18 protein-coding genes are annotated in these 21,203 nt (G+C 73.0%); 6 read left to right on the top strand and 12 right to left on the bottom strand.

The features are described from left to right. The first annotated feature begins 52 nt into the window (after positions 1–52). Both AB0Q96_RS01670 and AB0Q96_RS01665 read left to right on the top strand, forming a co-directional pair. Entirely contained in the window at positions 53–892 is an 840-nt protein-coding gene (locus AB0Q96_RS01670) for an ABC transporter ATP-binding protein (RefSeq protein WP_365321020.1), read from the top strand. After that, the gene (locus AB0Q96_RS01665) at positions 889–2,505 is read left to right on the top strand and encodes a transporter (protein WP_365321019.1); all 1,617 of its coding nucleotides are present in this window, start codon (positions 889–891) and stop codon (positions 2,503–2,505) included. Before AB0Q96_RS01670 ends, AB0Q96_RS01665 begins: the two co-directional genes overlap by 4 nt. 143 nt (positions 2,506–2,648) lie before the next feature. On the opposite strand, the gene AB0Q96_RS01660 is transcribed toward AB0Q96_RS01665, so the two are convergent. Then, positions 2,649–3,542, bottom strand: coding sequence for an RNA polymerase sigma-70 factor (locus tag AB0Q96_RS01660; RefSeq protein ID WP_365321018.1), 894 nt, complete (start codon positions 3,540–3,542; stop codon positions 2,649–2,651). Positions 3,543–3,574: 32 nt separating this feature from the next. Further along, positions 3,575–4,795 (bottom strand): FAD-dependent oxidoreductase, encoded by a 1,221-nt coding sequence (locus AB0Q96_RS01655; RefSeq protein ID WP_365321017.1) that lies wholly within the window; start codon positions 4,793–4,795, stop codon positions 3,575–3,577. Between the two features lie 473 nt (positions 4,796–5,268). Between AB0Q96_RS01655 and AB0Q96_RS01650 the strand changes: the two genes are divergently transcribed. Further along, the gene (locus AB0Q96_RS01650) at positions 5,269–5,640 is read left to right on the top strand and encodes a subtilase-type protease inhibitor (protein ID WP_365321179.1); all 372 of its coding nucleotides are present in this window, start codon (positions 5,269–5,271) and stop codon (positions 5,638–5,640) included. 58 nt (positions 5,641–5,698) lie between these two features. On the opposite strand, the gene AB0Q96_RS01645 is transcribed toward AB0Q96_RS01650, so the two are convergent. Next, a complete protein-coding gene (locus tag AB0Q96_RS01645) occupies positions 5,699–5,875 on the bottom strand; it encodes a hypothetical protein (protein WP_365321016.1) in 177 nt (58 codons plus the stop codon). Then, entirely contained in the window at positions 5,875–6,897 is a 1,023-nt protein-coding gene (locus AB0Q96_RS01640; protein WP_365321015.1) for a trypsin-like peptidase domain-containing protein, read from the bottom strand. Before AB0Q96_RS01640 ends, AB0Q96_RS01645 begins: the two co-directional genes overlap by 1 nt. A 198-nt stretch (positions 6,898–7,095) precedes the next feature. Between AB0Q96_RS01640 and AB0Q96_RS01635 the strand changes: the two genes are divergently transcribed. Next, positions 7,096–8,259, top strand: a complete 1,164-nt coding sequence (locus AB0Q96_RS01635) for a hypothetical protein (protein WP_365321014.1) — start codon at positions 7,096–7,098, stop codon at positions 8,257–8,259. A 27-nt stretch (positions 8,260–8,286) separates the two neighbouring features. Here the strand turns inward: AB0Q96_RS01635 and AB0Q96_RS01630 are convergent, their stop codons facing one another. The 3 genes from AB0Q96_RS01630 to AB0Q96_RS01620 form a co-directional block, all read right to left on the bottom strand. Then, a complete protein-coding gene (locus tag AB0Q96_RS01630) occupies positions 8,287–9,129 on the bottom strand; it encodes a N,N-dimethylformamidase beta subunit family domain-containing protein (RefSeq protein ID WP_365321013.1) in 843 nt (280 codons plus the stop codon). Between the two features lie 31 nt (positions 9,130–9,160). Further along, on the bottom strand, positions 9,161–10,060 hold the full coding sequence (locus tag AB0Q96_RS01625; RefSeq protein ID WP_365321012.1) for an alpha/beta hydrolase: 900 nt from the start codon (positions 10,058–10,060) through the stop codon (positions 9,161–9,163). A gap of 579 nt (positions 10,061–10,639) precedes the next feature. Further along, on the bottom strand, positions 10,640–11,332 hold the full coding sequence (locus AB0Q96_RS01620) for a metal-dependent transcriptional regulator (protein WP_361165524.1): 693 nt from the start codon (positions 11,330–11,332) through the stop codon (positions 10,640–10,642). Between the two features lie 150 nt (positions 11,333–11,482). Between AB0Q96_RS01620 and AB0Q96_RS01615 the strand changes: the two genes are divergently transcribed. Then, positions 11,483–12,238 (top strand): SIS domain-containing protein, encoded by a 756-nt coding sequence (locus tag AB0Q96_RS01615; RefSeq protein WP_365321011.1) that lies wholly within the window; start codon positions 11,483–11,485, stop codon positions 12,236–12,238. Between the two features lie 83 nt (positions 12,239–12,321). On the opposite strand, the gene AB0Q96_RS01610 is transcribed toward AB0Q96_RS01615, so the two are convergent. The 3 genes from AB0Q96_RS01610 to pdxH all read right to left on the bottom strand — a co-directional run bounded on the left by AB0Q96_RS01610 (position 12,322) and on the right by pdxH (position 18,563). After that, positions 12,322–16,095 carry a hypothetical protein gene (locus AB0Q96_RS01610; RefSeq protein WP_365321010.1) on the bottom strand — a complete coding sequence of 1,258 codons (3,774 nt, stop codon included), beginning with the start codon at positions 16,093–16,095 and terminating at the stop codon, positions 12,322–12,324. A 90-nt stretch (positions 16,096–16,185) separates the two neighbouring features. Further along, positions 16,186–17,514, bottom strand: coding sequence for a PAS domain-containing protein (locus AB0Q96_RS01605; protein WP_365321009.1), 1,329 nt, complete (start codon positions 17,512–17,514; stop codon positions 16,186–16,188). A 410-nt stretch (positions 17,515–17,924) separates the two neighbouring features. Then, complete coding sequence (gene pdxH / locus AB0Q96_RS01600) at positions 17,925–18,563, bottom strand: pyridoxamine 5'-phosphate oxidase (RefSeq protein WP_365321178.1); 639 nt, start codon at positions 18,561–18,563, stop codon at positions 17,925–17,927. Positions 18,564–18,834: 271 nt separating this feature from the next. Between pdxH and AB0Q96_RS01595 the strand changes: the two genes are divergently transcribed. Then, entirely contained in the window at positions 18,835–19,935 is a 1,101-nt protein-coding gene (locus tag AB0Q96_RS01595; RefSeq protein WP_365321008.1) for a citrate synthase 2, read from the top strand. On the opposite strand, the gene AB0Q96_RS01590 is transcribed toward AB0Q96_RS01595, so the two are convergent. Both AB0Q96_RS01590 and AB0Q96_RS01585 read right to left on the bottom strand, forming a co-directional pair. Further along, positions 19,914–20,945 (bottom strand): 2-oxoglutarate and iron-dependent oxygenase domain-containing protein, encoded by a 1,032-nt coding sequence (locus AB0Q96_RS01590; RefSeq protein ID WP_365321007.1) that lies wholly within the window; start codon positions 20,943–20,945, stop codon positions 19,914–19,916. The genes AB0Q96_RS01595 and AB0Q96_RS01590 overlap by 22 nt on opposite strands. Positions 20,946–21,041: 96 nt before the next feature. After that, positions 21,042–21,116 carry a putative leader peptide gene (locus tag AB0Q96_RS01585; protein WP_361166367.1) on the bottom strand — a complete coding sequence of 25 codons (75 nt, stop codon included), beginning with the start codon at positions 21,114–21,116 and terminating at the stop codon, positions 21,042–21,044. Between the last annotated feature and the right edge of the window lie 87 nt (positions 21,117–21,203).

Raw genomic sequence — 21,203 nt, 5'->3', positions numbered from 1 at the left:
CCGTAAGGTGGTGCCCGTCAGACGGGGACCATCGAAGGGTTGACGCAACATGATGCCTGACCAGGCATTTGACGGAGTGTTCGAAACAGCGGGCGGTGCGCCGGAATCCGGTGCGGTGCCCGCTGTTCGTGTCGAGGGGCTGTGGAAGCGTTTCGGCCAGCAGATCGCGGTGAACGGGATCGATCTGGTCCTGCCCGCGGGCAAGTTCATCGGTCTCGTGGGCCCCAACGGCGCCGGCAAGACCACCACCCTCTCGATGATCACCGGGCTGCTCCGCCCCGACCACGGACGCATCCTGGTCGCCGGCCACGACGTCTGGGCCGACGCCGAGTCGGTCGCCGAGGTCAAGGCGAGGATCGGCATCCTGCCCGAGGGGCTGCGCATGTTCGAGCGCCTCTCCGGACGCGAACTCCTCGCGTACAGCGGCCGGCTGCGCGGACTGCCCGGCGCCGAGGTCGACAAGCGCGCCGCCCAGCTGCTCGACGTGCTCGACCTGGCCGGTTCGCAGCACAAGCTGGTCGTCGACTACTCGACCGGCATGCGCAAGAAGATCGGCCTCGCGGCGGCTCTGCTGCACAACCCGGAAGTCCTCTTCCTGGACGAGCCGTTCGAGGGCGTCGACCCGGTCTCGGCGCAGACCATCCGCGGCGTCCTGGAGCGGTACACCGCCTCGGGCGCCACCGTCGTCTTCTCCAGCCACGTCATGGAGCTGGTGGAGTCGCTGTGCGACTGGGTCGCCGTGATGGCCGCGGGCCAGATCCGCGCGCAGGGCCCGCTGGAGCAGGTGCGGGGCGAAGCGCCCTCGCTGCAGGCCGCGTTCCTGGAGCTGGTCGGCGCGAACGGGCGGGACACCGGCGAGTCCCTGGACTGGCTGGGCGGTTCGGGCCGATGACCACCGCCACTCCGCCCGCCCCGTCGCTGACCGCCGTCTTCGTACGGCTCAAGCTGGCGCTCCTCAAGAACGGCCTGAAACAGTCGGGCGGCCGGACCGCCGCCTACATCATCTCGGTCGTGTTCGCCGCGGTCTTCGCCGCCGTGACGCTGCTCGGCTTCGTCCTCATGCGGGGCAGCGTCAACGCGCCCACCGTGACCGTCCTGCTGGCCGGGATCCTGGCGCTCGCCTGGACGGTCATGCCGCTGTTCGTGCCGAGCGGGGACGAGACCCTCGACCCCTCGCGGCTCGTGATGCTGCCGCTGCGGCCCCGGCCGCTGGTCCGGGCGCTGCTGGTGGCCTCGCTGGTCGGCATCGGCCCGGCGTTCACGCTGTGCGTGAGCGTCGGCGCGGCCGTCGCGCTCGCGCACGGCGCGGCCGGCACGCTCTTCGCCGTCCTCGCGGTGCCGCTGGTGGTGCTGGTGTGCGTGGCGCTCTCGCGCTCGGTGGCGGCGGCGAACGTACGCCTCCTCACCTCCCGCAAGGGCCGGGACCTCGCCGTCCTGTCCGGTCTGGTGATCGCGGTCGGCATGCAGCTGGTCAACTTCGGCGCCCAGCGGCTCAGTCAGGCCGGCGGTCTGAGCGCGGTCGAGCCCGCCGCCGAGGTCGTGGGCTGGCTGCCGCCGGCCTCCGCGATCTCCGCGGTGGACGCCGCGGGCCGGGGCGACTACGCGGTGGCCGCGGTGAAGCTGCTGATCACCGCCGCCGCGCTGGTGGGCCTGGTCCACTGGTGGCAGCGGAGCCTGGTGCGCCTGATGGTCGAGCCGGACGGCTCCACGATCGGCGCGGCCTCGGACTCGGGCGCCAAGGACAAGGCGTCCTCCGGCCGGCTGGGCCGGATCCTGCCGGGCGGGCGCACGGGCGCGGTGATGGAGCGCAGCCTGCGCTACATCTGGCGTGACCCGAAGACGAAGGCGGCGTGGGTGACCTCGCTCGCGATCGGTGCGATCGTCCCGGTCTTCAACGCGTTGCAGGGAACCGGCAGTATCTATTTCGCCTGCTTCGCCTCGGGCATGCTCGGCATCCAGATGTACAACCAGTTCGGCCAGGACACGTCCGCGTTCTGGATGGTCGCGCAGACCATCGCGACGAAGGCCGACGCGTACGCCGAACTGCGGGCCCGGGCGCTCGCGCTGCTGGCCATCACCGTGCCGTACACGGTGCTGGTGACGGCGGTGACGGCCGCGATGCTGGACTCCTGGCACAAGCTGCCGGAGGCGCTGGGCGTGGCCCTGGCGCTGCTCGGCGCGATGATGGCGACGGGCGCGGTGGCCTCGGCGACCTTCCCGTACTCGATCCCGCAGGACAGCGCGTACAAGAACGTGGCGCCGGGACAGGGCGGGCTCGCCTGGATGTCGATCTTCGGCGGCATGGTCTCCGCCGCGGTGCTGTGCGCGCCGGTGATCGGCCTGACGCTCTTCCTCCACTTCGAGGACCACGAGGACCTGCTGTGGCTGCTGCTGCCGGTCGGCGCGCTGTACGGCGCGCTGATCGCCTGGGCCGGCGTGAAGCTGGCGGCGCCGCGCGTGTCGAAGCGGCTGCCGGAGATCCTGGCGGCGGTCAGCAAGGGCTGATCCCCGGGGCGTACGCGCCCGACGGCGAAGGGCCGGGCTCCCGTGAGGGGAGCCCGGCCCTTTCGTGTGGCCGGGTGGCCGTGTGGCCGTGTGGCCGTGTGGCCGTGTGGCCAGGGGGCCGCGGGGTCGCGGCCGGGGGCGGGTCAGCGGGTGAGTGCGGTCTCCGCGCCGACGCGGGTGAGCTTGTGCGGGTTGCGGACGTAGTAGAGGCCGGTGATGTGCCCGTCCTCGACGTGGGCCGCCATGATGCCGTCGATCTCGCCGTCCGCCAGGACGAGGAGCGCCGGGTTGCCGTTGAGCGTGACGGGCTCGCAGGTGACCGTGACCCCGGCCTTGGCGGAGCCGCCGAGGTAGAGGCGGGTGAACTTGTCGGCGCCGACGATCGGGCGGACCGCGGCCTGCCGGATGCCGCCGCCGTCGCTCAGCACGACGACGTCCGGGGCGAGGACGTCGAGGAGCTGCCGCGGGTCGCGGCTCTCCAGCGCCCGCTGGAAGGACTCCAGGACCGCGCGGGCCTCGCGCGGGGTGACCGTCGTGCGGGGGCGGCGCGCGTCGACGTGCTTGCGGGCCCGGTGGGCGATCTGCCGGACGGCGGCGGGGGTCTTGTCGACGGCCGCCGCGATCTCGTCGTACTCGACCTCGAAGACCTCGCGCAGCACGAAGACGGCGCGCTCGGTCGGCGACAGCGTCTCCAGGACCAGCATCAGCGCCATCGACACGCTCTCGGCGAGCTCGACGTCCTCGGCCACGTCCGGCGTGGTGAGCAGCGGCTCGGGCAGCCACTGGCCGACGTACGCCTCCCGGCGGCGCTTCATGGAGCGCAGCCGGTTGAGCGCCTGCCGGGTGGTGATCCGGACCAGGTAGGCCCGCCGGTCCTCGACCCGGTCGAGGTCGACCTCGCTCCAGCGCAGCCACGTCTCCTGGAGCACGTCCTCGGCGTCGGCGGCCGAGCCGAGCATCTCGTAGGCGACGGTGAAGAGCAGGTTGCGGTGGGCGACGAAGGCGTCGGTCGCGAGGTCGGCCGCTTGATCGTTCATGATCACATCCTGGTCCCAGGGCCACATGCGCGCTAGCCCGCTCGTCCGGCGGTCGCGGGGGTCTCGTCGCGCGCGCCCTGGAGCTGCGTGGCGCGCGCGGCGGCGCCCGCCTTGCCGCGGTGCAGCGCGTACGCGCCGGGCTTCGCCCCCTCGTCGGCCAGGTGCTTCACGACGACCGTGCAGACGGTCTCCTTCAGCTTCGCGCCCAGGCGCCCGTCGACCTTGAACCACACCGCCTGGTCCGCGCGGTCGGCGAACTGGAAGATGCCGTCGGCCCGGCCGAGGCTGATGCACTGGGCGGCGAACGGCCGGCCGAGGGTCTCCGGCCGGGCGTCCTCGATCCGGCTGAGGACCGTGTCGGCGGCGCGCGCGCCCATCGGCATCGCGGCCTGGCAGCTCATCCGCAGCGGCAGGCCCGAGGGGGCCGCCGAGTCGCCGGCCGCGATGACGCGGTCGTCGTCGACGCTGGTCAGGGTCTCGTCGGTGAGCAGGCGGCCCAGGGCGTCGGTGCTCAGCCCGCTGCGCGCGGCCAGGTCCGGCACACCGAAGCCCACGGTCCAGATCGTCACCGCGGCGGCCGGTGCGCGCCCGTCGGCGAGCTCGACGGCGTCGGCGCGCACGGCGGTCACCTTCGTGCCGGGTCCGTCGAGCACGGTCACTCCCAGCCGGGCCAGGCGCGCGGCGACCGAGCGGCGGCCCCGGCCGTGCAGGTACGGGCCGAGCACGCCGCCGCAGACCAGGGTCACCGCGCGGCCGGCCCCGGCCAGTTCGGCGGCGGTCTCGATGCCGGTGGGGCCGGCGCCGACCACGACGACGGGGGCGGTGGCGGGAGCGGCGTCGAGGACCGGGCGCAGCCGCTCCGCCTCCTCCAGGGTGCCGATCGGGTACGCGAACTCGGCGGCCCCGGTCACCCGCGGGTCGGCGCTGCCGCTGCCCACGGCGTAGACCAGGTAGTCGTACGAGAGGGTCCCGCCGCCCGCCAGGTCCACGCCGCGTCCGGCCGCGTCGATCCGGGTCGCGGTGTCGACCACCAGCCGGACCCGCTCGGCCAGCACGTCCCGGTAGGCGACGACGGCCTCGCCGGTGCCGCCGACCAGCTGGTGCAGGCGGATCCGGTGGACGAAGGACGGGCGCGGGTTGACGAGGGTGACGGTGACGCCCTCGCGCCCGGTGAGGCGGTTGGCGGCCATGACGCCGGCGTAGCCGCCGCCGATGACGACCACGTGGGTGCTGGTGCCGGTGTGCGCGTTCATGGTGTCTCTCCTCCGTCGTGGTGGTTCGGCCTCAAGACACCGGGGGGCCCGATCCTGTGACACGTTGTGGCCCGGATCACATTCCGGGAGCTGTCACGGCGCCGCGCGGGGCTCTGAACGGAGGGTTCCGGTCGATCGAACTCGGGCGAGAATGCTCCAACTCGGAACATTTTCGGGATCGTCGCAGGCCAGGGGGTCGTTCTCGGTTGAACGGCCACCCCGCCCGAGTCGATCAAGGACCCCGCCGGAGCGCCGCACACCCGCTCCGAGCTGCCCGAACTACCGGTCGGTAGACCGTAGTTCGCACGTACGGCCGGAAAGCGGTGAGCAGGTGTGCGATCACCCTCCGCGTCGACAAGACTCCCGTCCGTATCCGCACCCACACGCGAAGGGACACCCCCGTGCGTTACTACCGGACCCTGGGCGCCACCGCGCTCGCCACCACCACCGGCCTCGCCCTCGTCGCCACAGCGATCACCAGCGAAGCCGACGCCGCGCCCGCCGGGCTCTACCCGCCCTCGGCGCTCGTCCTCACCGTCGGCAAGGGCGAACACGCCGCCACCGCCACGGTCGACCGCGCGGTCACCCTGGTCTGCTCCCCCACGCCCGGCGGCACCCACCCGGCCCCGGCGGAGGCCTGTTCGGAGCTGGCCGCGGTGGGCGGCGACCTGTCCCGGCTGTCGGGCGCCTCACCGGGGCAGCGCCCCTGTACCCGCGAGTGGGACCCGGTCGTGGTCACGGGCTCCGGAGTCTGGCGGGGCAAGCGGGTCGACTGGACGGCGCGCTACGGGAACACGTGCGAGCTGCGGGTCAGGACCGGTGAGCGGACGGTCTTCGCGTTCTGACCTCCCGCCTCCCGGTACGGGAAGGGGGCCGGCCCCTGGTGGGACCGGCCCCCGCCCCTCAGGGGTCCTCGGGCATGTTCGGCTCGCCGCTCTCGATGACGTGGTTGCCGCTCGGATCCACGGAGTGGGTCCGGCCGTCCCCGGGGGAGCCCGAGTCCGGCCCGCACGCGGCGAGCAGGCCCAGCAGCAGCGCGGCGGCGAGCAGGCCGCGCCCGTCGCGTACGGTCCGGGTCATCAGTACGAGGAGTAGGTGTTGAACGCGTCGCCGACCCAGCCGGCGAAGTACGGCGAGCGCATCTCCGTCGGGTGGTCCCGGTCGTCGACGTTGCTGTTCACGCCGTTGACCCAGCCGCTGTAGTAGACGCCGTCGTCCTTGCCGAAGATCCAGGGACCGCCGCTCGATCCGCCGGTCATGTTGCACGGGATCTTGATCTGGTCGGTGGTCCACCAGCTGCGCTGGGAGCTGGTCGCGGCGCAGAAGTACTGCCACTCGCCGTCGAAGGGCGGGGCCTGCGGGTAGCCCATGGCCGTCACGAAGCGGTCCTTGGACTGGTTCCACTGGAGCCCCATGCCGCCCACGGCGTTGACCAGTTCACCGCTGGAGTTGGGCGAGGTGATGACGATGCCGAGGTCGTAGCCGAAGTTCCCGTCGTTGGTCCAGCCGTTGAACGCGACGAGGGTCTCGGCCCACCAGGTGCCGTAGGGACGGCTGCCGTGGTCGTAGTACGGCACGAACTGCCAGTTGGAGTTCCACGACTGGCCGGGGCCGCCGTGGACGCAGTGCCCGGCGGTGAACACCATGTTCTTGTTGGTGCTGTTCACGGCCGAGCCGGAACAGACGTAGTCCTTGCCGTCCGAGCCGGTGAAGAAGACCTTGCCGACGACCTGGGTCGCGGAGACCGTCGCCCGGAAGGCGCCGGCCGCGGCCGCGTGGCCCGCCACCGGGTCGGAGCCGGTCCTCGCCGGACCGGTCGGCCTCTGCGGCGCCGGAGCGGTCCGGCCGCCGTCCACCGCCGTACGTCCGACCGGCTCGGCCGGGACGGCCTTCGCCATCCGCTCGGGCGTCCAGTACTCCGCCGTCCGGGCCGCGGCGGTCTGCGGGACCTTGTGCTCGACCGCCTTGGCCGGCTGGGCCGCGGCCCTCGCGGACGGCGCCTCGGGGGCCTCGACGGCCTGGGCGGCGGTGGGGAACAGGAGCAGGGCGGCCGCGGCGGCGATGCCGACGGCGTAGGAACGTCTGCGACGTATGCCCGACACGTGATACCTCGATCTCCGTTGCTGGCATGGACACGCAATGCTTTGCGATCACGTGACCATCGGTCAACGGAGGGTGAGCGGAATGGCCGGTTCGCCCGTGCGCTTTTCGGCCGCCGGCGGCGGGCGGAGCTCTCCGGGACGCCCCCGTGGTGATCATGCGATGCTCGGGGCTTCCTGCCGCTCTTGAGGAGACGTCAATTGATCAAGCTCGCTTCCGCCGTCACGCCCCCGCTGCTGGTCGGCGCCACCCTCGCCTCGTCGGTCAGCGTCGCGCAGTCGGTGTTCTGGGAGACCGTCGACCAGCTCTGGTACGTGTGCCAGCCCGACGGCACGCCCGAGGACATGGACCGGGTCACGGTCACCCGGCTGAGCGTGGACGGGGCGATCGTCGACAAGATGTACATCGGCCGGTCCGGGCACGGCACCGGGCTGTGCGTCGAGCGGACGGCCGCCGGGATCCACCTGTGGACCGGCGCCGTGCCGAACGGCGGCTGGGCCACGGCCCTCGCCCGCGTCCCGTACGTGCCGAACGGCACCGCCGACGCGTCCGACGCGGCCGTCGTCCGCACCCCGCGCACGGGCGTGTTCCGGGTCTCGGCGTCGATCGACCCGACCCGGAACCAGCTGGTCTTCCGCTGGCAGTCGAACAACGTGGCCTCGCCGACGGCGGTCGGCGGCGTCGACGCCTACGACCTGGGGCTCGCCGCCACCGGGATGTTCCAGCGGGTCCGGTCGACGACCTTCGAGGCGTCGGGGAAGACCCTCCAGGGCTTCACGAGCCTGGGCGACCAGCTCTACCACCTGTACGGCGACCAGAACGTCGACAACTTCGAGGTGACGTGCACGGACTGGGCCTCCGGCACCGTGCTCCAGTCGCGGAGCATCACCGCCTTCCCCGGCATCGCCAACCGCGAGCCCGAGGGCATATGCGTGTACGAGGACACCCTGGCGTTCGGGATCGCCGGGAAGCCGAACGGGGTGCGCCAGCTGAACGTGGCCCGCTTCCCGCACCCGGGGACCAACCCGTGGGTCGAGGTCCCGTACGACACCGCGCTCTACACCCCGAACAGCGCCAACTACGTGCCCCAGTACCGGATCGCCGGCGACCAGGTGCACCTGCACTTCTCGATGTCGAAGGCCGACGCCACGGCCTGGGCCCAGGGCGAGGTGCTGTTCACGCTGCCGCCCCGGGTCCGCCCGAACCGCACGCAGCGGCTGCTCGGCGTGGTCACCGGCGGCGCCGTCACCGGCGACACGATGGCGGTGCGCTTCGAGGTCGCCGCGGACGGCAAGGTGACCATCTGGGACGAGCGCACGCTGGTGGGCTGGGTCGGGGCGGACGTCAGCTTCTGGGTCTGCTGACGCCCTCCCGTACCAAGCCCGACGCCGCTACCGGAGCAGGCCGTCGAGGAGCGCGGCGGCCTCGCTCCGGGTCCGCTCGTCGGTGTGGCCGGGCTCGGCCAGCGCGAGCGGGCGGGGCAGGGCGGTCGCCGAGGGGTGGACGACGGCCGCGTAACGGGCCGGGCGGACCCTGCCCTTGCGGACGTCCTCCTCGGTCGCGTACGTGACGTCGTACCCGGCCTCCTCCAGCCAGCGGGCCGTGCTGGCGTCCGTACCGAGGGTCGCGGGCATGCCGAGGCCCGGGTACGGGCGCCGGCCGGCGTAGCTCAGCGGGACGACGGCCAGGACGTCGGAGCGGCGGGCGGGCTCGCGGACCACGAAGGGCGTGTAGGCGCGGTGCCCGTCGGGCGTGGTGAGGACGGCGAGGAAGAGCCCGGAGATCCAGCTCGCGGGGACCCGCGTCCTCCAGGTGCGGCCGTCGGCCGGGACGTCCTCGGCGGTGAGCAGGTGGCGGGCGCGGTCGCCGCCGTAGTGGCCGAGGCGGTAGACCTCGACCGTGCAGGTGCGGTCGGCGCGCGCCGACACGCGCAGGGCGAGGTCCTGGCCGGGCTCGACGGAGGCGGCGGTCGCGTACCCCTGGATCTCGGGCCGGCGGGCGTCGACCCCGCAGGTCTCGCGGCTGCCGACGCCCCACTGGTCGGAGCCCTCCGCCAGGTTCTCCCGCACGACCGGGTTGTCGCCCGTGCGGGGGCCGGCCGGGGGCAGCGGTCCGGCCGCCGCGGCCGTGCCGGGGGCGGCGACGGCGAGGGCGGCGGACGCGGCCCCGGCCGCGAGCAGGACCGTACGGCGGGCGAGCTGCAAGGGGACCTCCGGGTCCGACGTCGCTGGCATCACGGACGCCCGATCGGCGCCGCCGGTGATCTTATAGACCCGGCGGGCCGGGCAGACCCCGTGCCGGTGCCTGCCGGGACGTCAGAACGCCCTCCAGGAAGGGCTCGACGGTCTCCCACCAGGCGTCGGCGTGCTCGTAGTGGAGGAGGTGCCCGGCGTCGGGGATCTCCGCGTACGCCCCTCGGGGCAGGACCCGGACCATCTCCTGCGCCTCGGCCCGGCCCAACTCGCCGTCGAGGCCGCGGACGACGAGGGTGGGGCAGCGGACCTGGGCGAGGGACTCCCAGTGGGCGTCGTGGACCCAGGTCTCGCGGGAGGTGAGCATCTGGGCCGGGTCGAAGACGGGGCGCCAGCCGTCCGGCCGCTCGGCCATCACCTCGGCGAAGAACTCGCCCCGGGCCGGGTGCGGGCGCTCCACCCAGGGGTCCGCGTCGCCGAACCACTGCCGGACGGCGTCCAGCGAGGCGAAGGGGACGGGCCAGCCGCGGAACCAGTCCTGCCACTCGCGCTGGGAGGCCGCGCCCAGGGCGGAGGCGCGCATGTCGCAGATGACGAGGGCGCGGACGAGGTCGGGGCGCTCGGCGGCGAGCTGCCAGGCGGTGAGGGCGCCCATGGAGTGCCCGACGAGGGTGACGGGGCCGAGGCCGAGCCGCTCGACGACGGCCGCCGCGTCGGCGACGTACGCCTCGCGCGTGAAGGGGCCCGCCGCGGGCTTCTCGCTGTGCCCGTGGCCGCGCTGGTCGAGGGCGACGGTGCGGTGGCGCCGGCCCAGCCGGCAGGCGGCGTGGGTCCAGTGGGCGGCGTGGCCCATGAGCCCGTGCAGGAGTAAGACGCCGGAGCCGTCGACCGCCCCCGGGGCGGTCTCCTCCGTGAAGTCCCAGGCCGCCAGCCGTACGCCGTCGGCCCCGGTGACGTCGAGTCGTCGCACCATGCTGCTCGGCACCCCCTCTTCTCCCTTGGAACTGCGCCAGACTATCGAACCTGTATTCGAAAATGGGCTCCTGCCGCTCAACACCCCTCGTTCGAGTGACGGCGCTCAAGGATTGACGGACGCGGCCGAGGGGAGATCTTCAGCGGGAGGCGGACCGCTCGGGGAAATCGGTCCGTGGGGACTGACCCTGGGAGCTCGGGGCTCCGGGTCAGGACAGGGGAGGACAGGCCCCGGCGCCTCAGGGCGCCGGGGCTTTCTGTCGCGCTGGCGCGATACGCATGAAGGACGGCCCTCATCCCCCCAGCGTGGCACGGGCGAGGGCGCGGGCGTGGCGATTCCGCCGTAAACCGGGCCCCGTACGGGACGGAGAGGAACGCGGGGGTGACGAGAGGGGCGGATGAGGTCGGCGGTCGGCGGTCGGGGGTTGGCGGTCGGGGGTTGGCGGTCGGGGTCCGACGGTCGACGCTGGGCGGTCGGCGCCCGACGGTCGGGTCCCGACCCCAGGCGGTCAGCGCCCGGCGGTCGGCGCTTGGGCGGTCAGCTCTCGGCGGTCAGCTCCCGGCAGTCAACTCTCGGCGGTCAGCGCTTGGCGACGAAGACGTGTGCGGCGACCTCGGCGTCGAGCTCGGCCGCCTCGCCGCTGCTGCCCACCAGGACGCCGCCGGGGGACTCGGTCACGGAGACCACCGAACCCGGCTGCACGCCCGCACGGCGCAGCGTGTACATCAGCTGGGCGTCCGTCTGGATGGGCTCGCCGATCCGGCGGACGATCACCGTCTTGCCCTCGCCGCCGGCGTCCAGGTCGGCCAGCGAGACCATCGAGTCGTCCAGGAAGGACTCCGCCTCGGCCTTCTCGCCCAGCTCCTCCAGGCCCGGGATCGGGTTGCCGTACGGCGACTCCGTCGGGTGGCGCAGCAGCTCCAGGACGCGGCGCTCCACGGCCTCGCTCATCACGTGCTCCCAGCGGCACGCCTCCGCGTGGACCTGCTCCCACTCCAGGCCGATCACGTCGACGAGCAGGCACTCGGCGAGCCGGTGCTTGCGCATGACGCGGGTGGCCAGGCGGCGGCCCTCCTCGGTGAGCTCCAGGTGCCGGTCGCTGGCGACGGCCACCAGGCCGTCCCGCTCCATGCGGGCCACGGTCTGGCTCACGGTCGGACCGCTCTGGTCCAGCCGCTCGGCGATCCGGGCGCGCATGGGGACCACACCTTCCTCTTCGAGCTCAAGGATGGTGCGGAGATACATCTCCGTGGTGTCGATCAGTCCGGACATACGTGCCCCTCGATGAGTCGTGCGCTGGCCCTGCCCCAATTCTGACGCATCGCGCGGACAACCGGGGCGCACAGGGGTGAGGCGGTATTGACAGAGCAATGGTCCAGACCGCACCGTGATCGGCGACCACGACGAGAAGGAGCCGCCGCCATGGGCGAGAGCAAGCTGGCCGGACAGTTCTTCGACGCCGCGATCGGCCTGCTCCAGAAGGTGCGGGACGAAGAGGCGGACGCCATCTCAGCGGCCGGGACGGCCATCGCCGGGGCGGTGGCCTCGGGCAACCGGCTCTTCGCCTTCGGCGCGGGCCACTCCTCGCTCGCGGCCCAGGACGTCGTCTACCGCGCGGGCGGCCTGGCTCTGATGAACCTGCTGGCCGTGCCGGGCGTCGTCGGCGTCGACGTGATGCCCGCGACCCTGGGTTCCGCGCTCGAACGCGTCGACGGCCTGGCCGGCGCCGTCCTGGACTCCTCCCCCGCGCGGGCCGGCGACGTCCTGATCATCATCTCGCTGTCCGGCCGCAACGCCCTGCCGGTCGAGATGGCGATGAACGCCCGCGCCCTCGGCCTCACCGTCATCGGGGTCACCTCCGTGGCGTACGCGACGGAGACGAAGTCGCGGCACGTCTCGGGGACGTACCTGAAGGACCACTGCGACGTGGTCCTCGACTCCAAGATCGCCATCGGCGACGCCGAACTCACCCACGAGGGCATCGAGGCCCCCTTCGCCCCCGCCTCCACCGTCGTCACCAGCGCCCTCATGCAGGCCACCATGGCCGCCGCCGCCGAGGAACTGGTCCGCCGCGGCATCGAGCCGCCCCTGCTCCGCTCGGGCAACGTGGACGGCGGCCACGAGTGGAACGGGCGCGTGATGACGGAGTACGGGGACCGGATCTTCTTCCGGCACTGATCACGGCGCGGACCCGCACGAGGGGGCGGTGGCGAATCCTCGCCACCGCCCCCTCGTCGTGTCCGTCAGGTCCCGCGCGTCTCCTACGAGACGTAGTACCCGGCGACGTCCGCCAGCAGGTCCACGGACCCCGCGTGGTTGTAGAAACTCACCTTCCCGTTCACCACGGGCACGACGACCAGGTTGGGGATCGTCGTCCCGGCGGTGAAGTTCAGGTTCGACGCGGAGGTGCGGGCCGTCCCGTCCGGGAAGACGGAGACGAAGCCCGCCGCCGTCGGCGCGACGGCCGTCACGTTGACCACGACGGCCGTGACTCCGGTCGCGGGGATGCCGTGGGTGCCCGCCACCTGAAGGGTGACGGTCCGGCCGGCGCCGACCTTGGCCTTCGGGGCGCCGAGGCCGGACCGGGTGTCCATCAGCCGGTTCGGAGTCATCGGGTGGTAAGCCGAACCGGAGGGTCCGGTGGTGTAGTAACCGGCGACGTCCGCGAGCAGGTCCACGGAGCCCAGGTGGTTGTAGAAGACCACCTTCCCGTCGGCGCCGACCTTCGTGACCACCAGGTTCGGGAGGGTCTGCCCGGCGCTGAAGTTGAGGTTCGAAGTGGAGTCGGGGAGGCTGCCGCGCGGGAGCACCGAGACGAAGCTCCCGGACGTGCCCGCAGTCGCCGTCACGTTGAGCACCACGGCGCTCACCCCGGTCGCGGGAACCCCGCCCCGGCCGGTGACCTGGAGCAGGACCATTCCGCCGTGTCCGGGCCCGACCTTCCCCTTGCGCACCCCCAGTCCCGACCTCGTGTCCATCAGACGCGTCGGCGTGACCGGCTCGTACGTGCCTCCCGTGCCGTCCGTGACGTAGTAGCCGGCCACGTCGGCGAGCAGGTCGGTGGACCCGGCCCTGTTGTAGAAGCTCACCTTGCCGTTCACGACGGGCACGACGACCAGGTTGGAGATCGTCTGCCCGGCCTTGAAGTTGAGGTTCGAGGCGGCGGTACGGGCCGTCCCGGCCGGGTGGACGGAGACGAAGCCGCCGGCGGTGGGCGCGGTCACGGTGACGTTGAGCACGACGGCGCTCACCCCCGTGGCCGGAACCCTGCCCGCGCCGGCCACCTGGAGGGTGACCGTACCGTCCGGTCCCACCTTGCCCTGGCGCACGCCGAGACCCGACCGGGTGTCCATGAGCCGGGTGGAGCCGAGGGCCTTGAAGCTGCCGAGGCCCACGGCTGAGGCCTTGACGACCGTGAACGTGCCCAGCGGGGTCGTCTGCTCCCCGTCCACCGCCGAGAGCGGCCAGGCGCCGACCGGCGCGCCGGTCAGGTCGAACTCGGCGACCAGCGAACGCCGGTCGGCCGCCACGGACACGGTCGTGCTCTCGGCCGTCGTACCCGACGGATAACCGATCCGCAGCGTGTGACCGGCCTTCAGCGCCGTACCCGTCAGTGTCACCCGTGCCTTGGTGCCGCTCCCGCCGAAGGGCGGTGTCACCGTGCCGAAGGAGACGGACGCGCCGCCGCAGACGGTCAGGGTGCAGCCCGCCTCGGCGGAGAACGCGCTGTAGGACGCCTTCTCAGGCAGCCCGAGGAACAGCACGGTGGGCTGCGCGGTGCCCTCGGTGCCGAAGACGGTGCAGGTGTCCTCGTTCGGGCCCTGGCAGACGACGCCCCCCTGGCCCAGGGCGATCAGCAGCGGGACGGGCGGGTAGAAGCCGCCCTCCGTCTCGACGACCTTCGTCCGGAGGCTGTCCTTGGCGTAGGTCGGCAGCGCCACGCACACGGCCGTGCGCCGCTCGTCGAGAACTCCGGTGACCGGACCGTAGCCGTAGGCGATGTCCGCCGCCTTCACGCACTCCGGAGCGGCGCCGGCGGCGGTCGCCACCCGCTGGGCCTCGAAGCGGTACGACGACGGGGGTGTGGTCGCGTACCCCGTCACCTCGATCAGCGTCTGGTAGCTCGTCGCGCCGCGCACCGAACAGCCCGAGCGCGAGAGGCCGCAGGCCTGGCGGCCGTCGGAGCGGAAGGCGGCCTTCGAGGCGTTGTCGCCGCCGTCGCGCAGCCCCAGGAACAGGGTGTCGCCCGGGGCCTCGGTGGTCACCCGCCGGCACAGCAGCGTGCCCGGCGGCGGGAGCGTGCCCGTGTACGCGGGGCTCCCCACGGCCGTGGCGGGGGTGACGTCACACCCTCGTGCGGTCGCGGTGACGTCCTTCCTGCTGACACGGAACTCGCCCGCGCCCGACGCGCCGACCGCGAGGACCGTGTACGCCGTGCCCGGCGCGAGGGAGCAGGCCTGCCACGCGTCGTGCCGTCGGCGCAGTTCGCAGACCTTCTGCCCCCGCTCGTCGAAGACGGTGGACGAGAGCGACGACGAACCGCCCGAGATCTGGTCGACGTGGAGGATCTCCGCCGCCGAGTGGTCGGCGGCCGGGATCGACAGGCAGAACGACGTCTGCTCGCCCGTGTCCAGCCGGACCGAGGCGCCCGTGGGCGTGAAGTCCCCGGCCGGCAGGACGGGGCAGGAGCCCGGGCCGTCGGTGCGGTACACCCGGACCGTGTAGGGGCGGGCCGCGTACGGGGGATCCCAGACGCTCATCGGCGCGTCGACGAGCAGCCGGAACGGCGCCTGCCCGGAGAGCGTGCAGGTGCCCGCCTCGGCGGTGTCCTCGCGGCACACGTCCGCGCCGGTCGCGTCGACCACGCGGATCGCGTCGGGGAACGGCGCGACCTTGTCCGCGACCGCCGCGATGCGGGCGCCCGCCGGGAAGGGCAGCACGAAGCAGTCCCGTTCACCGAGCTCGGCGAGCGAGCCGCTGTTGACCCCCGCCACTCCTTGCGCGCAGCCCTCCGTCGAGGTCGCGTCGAGAACCAGTGTGGGCCGGTCCGTGAAGACGGTGTAGGGCCCTGGCGCGGTCAGCGCGCATCGATCGGTCCAGGAGCAACGCAGGACGCCGGCGCGGTCGTAGACGACGGTTCCCGAGGACGACGTCGTCCCCGGCAGGACGTAGTACGTGCCGTCGGCCGGGACGGTGAACGTCTTGCACGGTGCGGACGACTGCTGCGGCGCCGGCGCGGAGCCGTACGGACCGACCGGCACCGTCGCGCACGGGACCGGGTCGGAGTAGCGGCGGACGGTCGTCTCGTAGGTCGCCGGGAGGAACTGCGGCCCGGTGCGCTCGGGATGCGCCAGCAGCCGGTACGGTCCGTCACCGGGCAGGAGGCATGCCTGGCTCAGGTCGCACAGGAGTGCGCCGGTCTCGTCGGTGATCCACTCCACGCCGCCGGTCAGGCCGGTGCTCTGGACCCTGACCCGCTCCCCCGGCCTCGCGTCGAACGGCCTGCAGACGACCTGCGAGCGATGGGCGACGACACCCGTCACCGGCGGCAGGTCCCACGCGGTACCGGCCGCCGGCAGACAGCCCTCCATGGTGGCGAGGGGGACGACCGCGACATAGCCTTCGGCCGGCTCCTCCCAGACCGGGTTGAGCAGCTTCAACGTGTACGTGCCCGAGTGCGGGAGCCGGCAGGACATCGCGCTCAGCCCGTGGGTGGCGTCGACGCACTGGACGGCCGTCCCGCCGTCCAGGACCTCGGTCCGGAGGCCGAAAGCCGTGTCCCCCACGATGATCCGGTGCAGGCCCGGCGTGTCGGTGGTGACGGTGAAGCAGGCCGTGGCCCCGGGCTGCAGCACGGGGACCGGGTGAGCCTGCTCGGCGGAGCCGAAGCCGGTCAGTGGCAGGACCGCGCACGCCTCCGTGTCCGCCGTCTCCGCGGGCGCCGCCCAGGCCGTCCCGGTGGGGAGCAGCAGGGCGGTCAGGAGGGACAGCAGGAGTGAGAGAGCGAGCGGGACCGTGCGCGCACGTGAAAGCACGCTGTGGAGCATTCCGTTCCCCCCGGAGCGGTGACATCGCAAAAGTACGAGCGATGATCGCACAGTCGTCCGACAGGCCCGAAGGCCAGATCAGCCCGCCGCGTCCAGCGCCGCCGCCACCCGCCCCGCGACCGTCTCCGCGTAGACCGCGTCGTCGCGCTCGAAGGCGGGGCGGGAGGCGGAGCGGAGGAAGGTGGCGACGCCCAGGGTGCGGGCGCGGGCGCGGAGGGGGACGCAGAGGGCGTGGGTCATGCCGGGGGGCCAGAGGCGGTCGGTGGACCAGTCCGGGGTGTCGGGGGCGGCGCTCGCGCGGGTGCAGCCCGCGCGGGCGGAGGACTGGACGGCGGGGTGGGAGGCGGCGTAGGGGAGCGGGATCCCGCCGCTCGCCGTCGGGGTGACCGGGCCGGGGGCTCCGGACGGGGTGGCGAGGGTGCGGACGAGGCGGCCGTCGGGGAGGACGCGGTCGATCAGGACGTGGTCGGCGAAGCCGGCCAGGGCGAAGTCCAGGAGGGTCGCGGCGGCCTCCGTCGGGGTCTCGCACTCCGCCGCCGCCGCGCCCGCGCGGTGCAGCTGGCTCCAGCGGAAGCGCAGCCGGTCCGCGTCCTGTTCGGCGAGGCGGGCGTCGGTGACGTCCTGGAAGAGCCAGCCGACGCCCAGGGGGACCGGCTCCGGCCCCTCGGCGAGCGGGGAGGCGAGCCGGACGAAGCCGGAGCGCCAGCAGCGGCGGCGCTCGCCGCGCGGGCCGCGCAGGGTCACCCACAGGTCGGTCGGCTCGGGCGGCGCCTGGGCGGCGAGCACGTGCTGGAGGGCGGACTCCAGCTGCTCGACGCCCTGGGTGACGATCTCGCCCAGCGGGCGCCCGAGGAGCGTGGTGCGGGCGGTGCCGAGGGCGCGGGCCGCGTACGCGTTGACGACGGCGGGGCGCAGGTCCACGTCGACCAGGACGACACCCCAGGAGGCGTCCGAGAACAGGGCCTCGCTCAGGGCGATCGACCGCTCCAGGTCGACCTGGACGTGCACCTCGCTGAACGCGCAGTACACCCCGGCCGGGGCGCCGTCGGCCCCGCGCACGCCCGCCGTCTGGGTGCGGACCAGGACCCGCCCGCCGTCCTTGCGTAACAGCGCGAACTCGTGGACCTGGCGGCCGGGCGCGGTCATCGCCCGCATCAGCCGGGCCAGGGTCTCCTCGGCGTCGGCGCTGCGGGCGGCCCAGCCGTCGAAGCCGTGCCGTCCGACGGCCTCCGCGGCCGGCCAGCCGAGGATCCGCTCGGCCTCGCGGTTCCAGTGGGTGACGGTCCCGTCGGCGTCCAGGGCGCACAGCGCCGCGTCCATCCCGTCGAGCAGGGCGGCCAGCAGGTCCGCCCCCGGCACCCCGGGAACCCGCGCCGTGTCGCTGGCAGAACCCGTCGAAGCACTCATCCGACACCCCCTGCCCCATTCAACTGGAAACGTGACCCAGGACACAGCCCGTTCCCGAAAATCCCGTTCCCGAAAATAGGTTGAGCGGGAGCGCGGGGCTTCCTAGGGTGAAGCCACACGTGAAAGGAGGTGATCCGAAAACATGATTTCTTTTCGGACTCGTGAGGTGACTGCGGGCTAAGGCCTGCCGTCGCACTCTTGTGCACCTCGGCAGGCCTTCTGCCGAAGACAACGCAGTCACCCGACCCGTGGGCCGCCGGTAAGTCCGGCCGGCTTCCGTCCGAACTGCAGCGGACGGGACCAAGGCCCACGGGTCGTCTGTGTTTTCAGGGTCCCCAGGTTCCCCAGATCTCCTGGTTCCCCAGATCTCCTGGTTCCCCAGATCTCCTGGTTTCCAGGGGCGCCCGCCGTCACGGCGAGAGGCGCTCCACCTGCCAGGTCGCGTCGCCCTCGCCGGCCTCGCGCACGTACCGCAGGCGGTCGTGCAGCCGGTTCTCGTGGCCCTGCCAGAACTCCACCGTCTCCGGCACCACCCGCAGACCGCCCCACTCCGGCGGCACCGGCACCTGCTCGCCTTCCGGGTAGCGGGCGGCCAGCTCCTCGTACCGGGCCAGCAGTTCGGCCCGCGAGCCGATCACCGAGGACTGCCGGCTCGCCCACGCGCCCAGCTGCGAGCCGTGCGGGCGGGTGCGGAAGTACGCCACCGTCTCGTCGCGTCCGACGCGCACCGCGCGGCCGGTGACGATGACCTGGCGGGCCATCGGGTGCCAGGGGAAGAGCAGCGAGACGTACGGGTTCTCCGCCAGCTCCCGGCCCTTGCGGGAGCCGTAGTTGGTGAAGAACACGAAACCCGCCCCGTCGTAGTGCTTGAGCAGCACGGTGCGCGAGGACGGGCGGCCGTCGGGGGTGGCGGTGGAGACGACCATCGCGTTCGGCTCGTGGATCGCCGGCGTCGCGGTGGTCTCCTTGAACCAGCGCGAGAACTGTTCGATCGGTTCGGGTGCGAGGTCCGCCACGGTCAACTCCATGGTGCGGTACTGCTCGCGCATGTCGGCGGGATCGAGAGCGTCGGTCACGGGGCCATCCTGCCGTAGCGCCCGAGTCTGCCCGGCACCACGGGCCGTTAATCCTTCATCGCCGGTTCGGCGCAGTGTGCCGGATGTCACGCTTCCCCGCATCATCGGAACCGTACAGACTCATGGGCTGGATCACTGTTATGTCCCGCCAACCCGGCCCGACCTAATGATTGATCATCGATCAGGCAGGCATGCGTCCCGCACAGCGCATGCACCGCACACGTCGCTATAGAGGAGCCGCCTCATGTCTGACTTCGTACCGGGGCTCGAAGGAGTCGTCGCGTTCGAGACGGAGATCGCCGAGCCCGACAAGGAGGGCGGCGCCCTCCGGTACCGCGGGGTCGACATCGAGGACCTGGTCGGTCACGTCTCCTTCGGCAACGTCTGGGGTCTGCTGGTCGACGGCGCGTTCAACCCCGGCCTGCCGGCCGCCGAGCCCTTCCCCATCCCGGTGCACTCCGGCGACATCCGCGTCGACGTGCAGTCCGCCCTCGCGATGCTCGCGCCGGTCTGGGGTCTGAAACCGCTCCTGGACATCTCCGCCGAGCAGGCCCGCGACGACCTCGCCCGCGCCGCCGTCATGGCCCTGTCGTACGTGGCCCAGTCGGCCCGCGGCCAGGGGCTGCCGATGGTCCCGCAGAGCGAGATCGACAAGGCCGAGACCGTCGTCGAGCGCTTCATGGTCCGCTGGCGGGGCGAGCCCGACCCGAAGCACGTCAAGGCCGTCGACGCGTACTGGACCTCCGCCGCCGAGCACGGCATGAACGCCTCCACCTTCACCGCCCGGGTCATCGCCTCCACCGGCGCCGACGTGGCCGCGGCCCTGTCGGGTGCGGTCGGCGCCATGTCCGGCCCGCTGCACGGCGGCGCGCCGTCCCGCGTGCTCGGCATGATCGAGGAGATCGAGCGGACCGGCGACGCCACCGCGTACGTGAAGCAGGCCCTCGACAAGGGCGAGCGGCTGATGGGCTTCGGCCACCGCGTCTACCGCGCCGAGGACCCGCGCGCCCGCGTCCTGCGCCGCACGGCCAAGGAGCTCGCCGCGCCGCGCTTCGAGGTCGCCGAGGCGCTGGAGAAGGCCGCCCTGGAGGAGCTGCACAACCGGCGCCCCGACCGCGTCCTCGCCACCAACGTCGAGTTCTGGGCGGCGATCGTGCTGGACTTCGCCGAGGTGCCGGCGCACATGTTCACCTCGATGTTCACCTGTGCCCGCACGGCCGGCTGGTCGGCGCACATCCTGGAGCAGAAGCGCACCGGCCGCCTCGTGCGCCCCTCCGCGCTGTACACGGGCCCCGGTCAGCGCGACCCGCGCGAGATCGAGGGCTACGAGGACATCGCCGGCTGATCCTGGGCCAGCAGCAGGTCCGCGTGGTGGCGGGCCGCCGCCAGCGGATGGGCGCGCAGCTTGCCCTTCAGCTCGTTACGGCCGTACTCGGCGAACAGCGGGTTCGCCGGGTCGGTCGTGATCCCGGGCGCCGCCCCGGCGTACGGGAACGGGAGCGGGGCGATCCGGGCGTCGAGCCGCGGGTTGTAGAAGAACGGGACGGAGAACCGTTCCGTCGCGCCGGGGGGCGAGACCACCCGGTGGTTGGTGGCGACCAGATAGCCGTCCGTCGCCACCTCCAGGAGCTCGCCGAGGTTGACGACGAACGCGCCCGGCAGCGGCGGCACGTCGTGGAAGACGCCGTCCTCCCGCTCCACCTGGAGCCCGCCCACCTGGTCCTGGAGCAGCAGCGTCAGGAACCCGTAGTCCTTGTGCGCGCCGACGCCCTGGTCGTCGCCCTCGCCGCTGCTGCCCGGGTAGCGGACCAGCTTCAGGTGCGGGTGGGCGCGCGGGCCGAACGCGTCGTCGTAGAAGTCGGGCGCGGCGCCGATCGAGGCCAGCAGCTCGTGCAGCAGCCGCTCGGCGACGCCGCTGAGCCGCTCGATCCAGTTCAGCGCGGCGAGCCGCAGTTCCGGCAGGTTCGCCGGCCACTGGTTGGGGCCCTGGAGCCACCAGTACGCGGGCTCGTGCGGGCCCGGCAGGTGCGCGGGCCGCTCGGCCCCGATGTCCAGCTGGTCGCGCCAGTCGCGGGCGCCGCCGGTGCGCTCGTCGCCGATCCGGGTGTAGCCGCGGAAGTGCGGCGAGTGGGTGGTGTCCAGGGCGAGCCGGTCCGCCTCCGGCAACGCGAAGAAGGCCCGCATGGCGCCGGTCAGGGCCCGCGTCTCGGCCTCGGTCACGCCGTGCCCGACGAGCTGGAAGAAACCCACGTCATGGGCGGCGGAGTGGAGCTGCGCGTGGAGCAGCCGACGGGCCTGCGGGCCTCGGTCGGCGGCGGAGAGGTCGACGATGGGGAGCTGCGAGGTGTAACTCATGGTGTGCGTCCGCGGGGGTGTACGGCGCCCGGGACACGGATGCGTGGCAGGTCGTGCCGTGTCGTTCCGTGCCGGGCGGAGGGGTGGGGCCTGGGGTCAGTGACGACCCGGACAGCCCATGCTCGCGACGCGGAGCAGATCCACGTGGCGGCGACGTACGAGCGAAAGCATGCGACCAGCGTACTGCGGGGGCGCGGGGGTGGCTGTGGCCCGCGTCACGGGCGGACGGGGAGGAACCTCACGGGATCACCGCCGGCC

The sequence above is a fragment of the Streptomyces sp. NPDC093111 genome, assembly GCF_040683955.1.
Taxonomy (GTDB): domain Bacteria; phylum Actinomycetota; class Actinomycetes; order Streptomycetales; family Streptomycetaceae; genus Streptomyces.
The sequence above is the reverse complement of the archived record's forward strand: the minus strand, read 5'-3'. Positions and strand labels throughout refer to the sequence as shown.

What these genes read in the sequence shown, in the direction of transcription:
- AB0Q96_RS01670 (WP_365321020.1), top strand. Translation starts at nt 53, where the DNA reads ATGCCTGACCAGGCATTTGACGGAGTGTTCGAAACAGCGGGCGGTGCG.
- AB0Q96_RS01665 (WP_365321019.1), top strand. Translation starts at nt 889, where the DNA reads ATGACCACCGCCACTCCGCCCGCCCCGTCGCTGACCGCCGTCTTCGTA.
- AB0Q96_RS01660 (WP_365321018.1), bottom strand. Translation starts at nt 3,542, where the DNA reads ATGAACGATCAAGCGGCCGACCTCGCGACCGACGCCTTCGTCGCCCAC.
- AB0Q96_RS01655 (WP_365321017.1), bottom strand. Translation starts at nt 4,795, where the DNA reads ATGAACGCGCACACCGGCACCAGCACCCACGTGGTCGTCATCGGCGGC.
- AB0Q96_RS01645 (WP_365321016.1), bottom strand. Translation starts at nt 5,875, where the DNA reads ATGACCCGGACCGTACGCGACGGGCGCGGCCTGCTCGCCGCCGCGCTG.
- AB0Q96_RS01630 (WP_365321013.1), bottom strand. Translation starts at nt 9,129, where the DNA reads ATGCCAGCGACGTCGGACCCGGAGGTCCCCTTGCAGCTCGCCCGCCGT.
- AB0Q96_RS01625 (WP_365321012.1), bottom strand. Translation starts at nt 10,060, where the DNA reads ATGGTGCGACGACTCGACGTCACCGGGGCCGACGGCGTACGGCTGGCG.
- AB0Q96_RS01620 (WP_361165524.1), bottom strand. Translation starts at nt 11,332, where the DNA reads ATGTCCGGACTGATCGACACCACGGAGATGTATCTCCGCACCATCCTT.
- AB0Q96_RS01615 (WP_365321011.1), top strand. Translation starts at nt 11,483, where the DNA reads ATGGGCGAGAGCAAGCTGGCCGGACAGTTCTTCGACGCCGCGATCGGC.
- AB0Q96_RS01605 (WP_365321009.1), bottom strand. Translation starts at nt 17,514, where the DNA reads ATGAGTGCTTCGACGGGTTCTGCCAGCGACACGGCGCGGGTTCCCGGG.
- pdxH (WP_365321178.1), bottom strand. Translation starts at nt 18,563, where the DNA reads ATGCGCGAGCAGTACCGCACCATGGAGTTGACCGTGGCGGACCTCGCA.
- AB0Q96_RS01595 (WP_365321008.1), top strand. Translation starts at nt 18,835, where the DNA reads ATGTCTGACTTCGTACCGGGGCTCGAAGGAGTCGTCGCGTTCGAGACG.
- AB0Q96_RS01590 (WP_365321007.1), bottom strand. Translation starts at nt 20,945, where the DNA reads ATGAGTTACACCTCGCAGCTCCCCATCGTCGACCTCTCCGCCGCCGAC.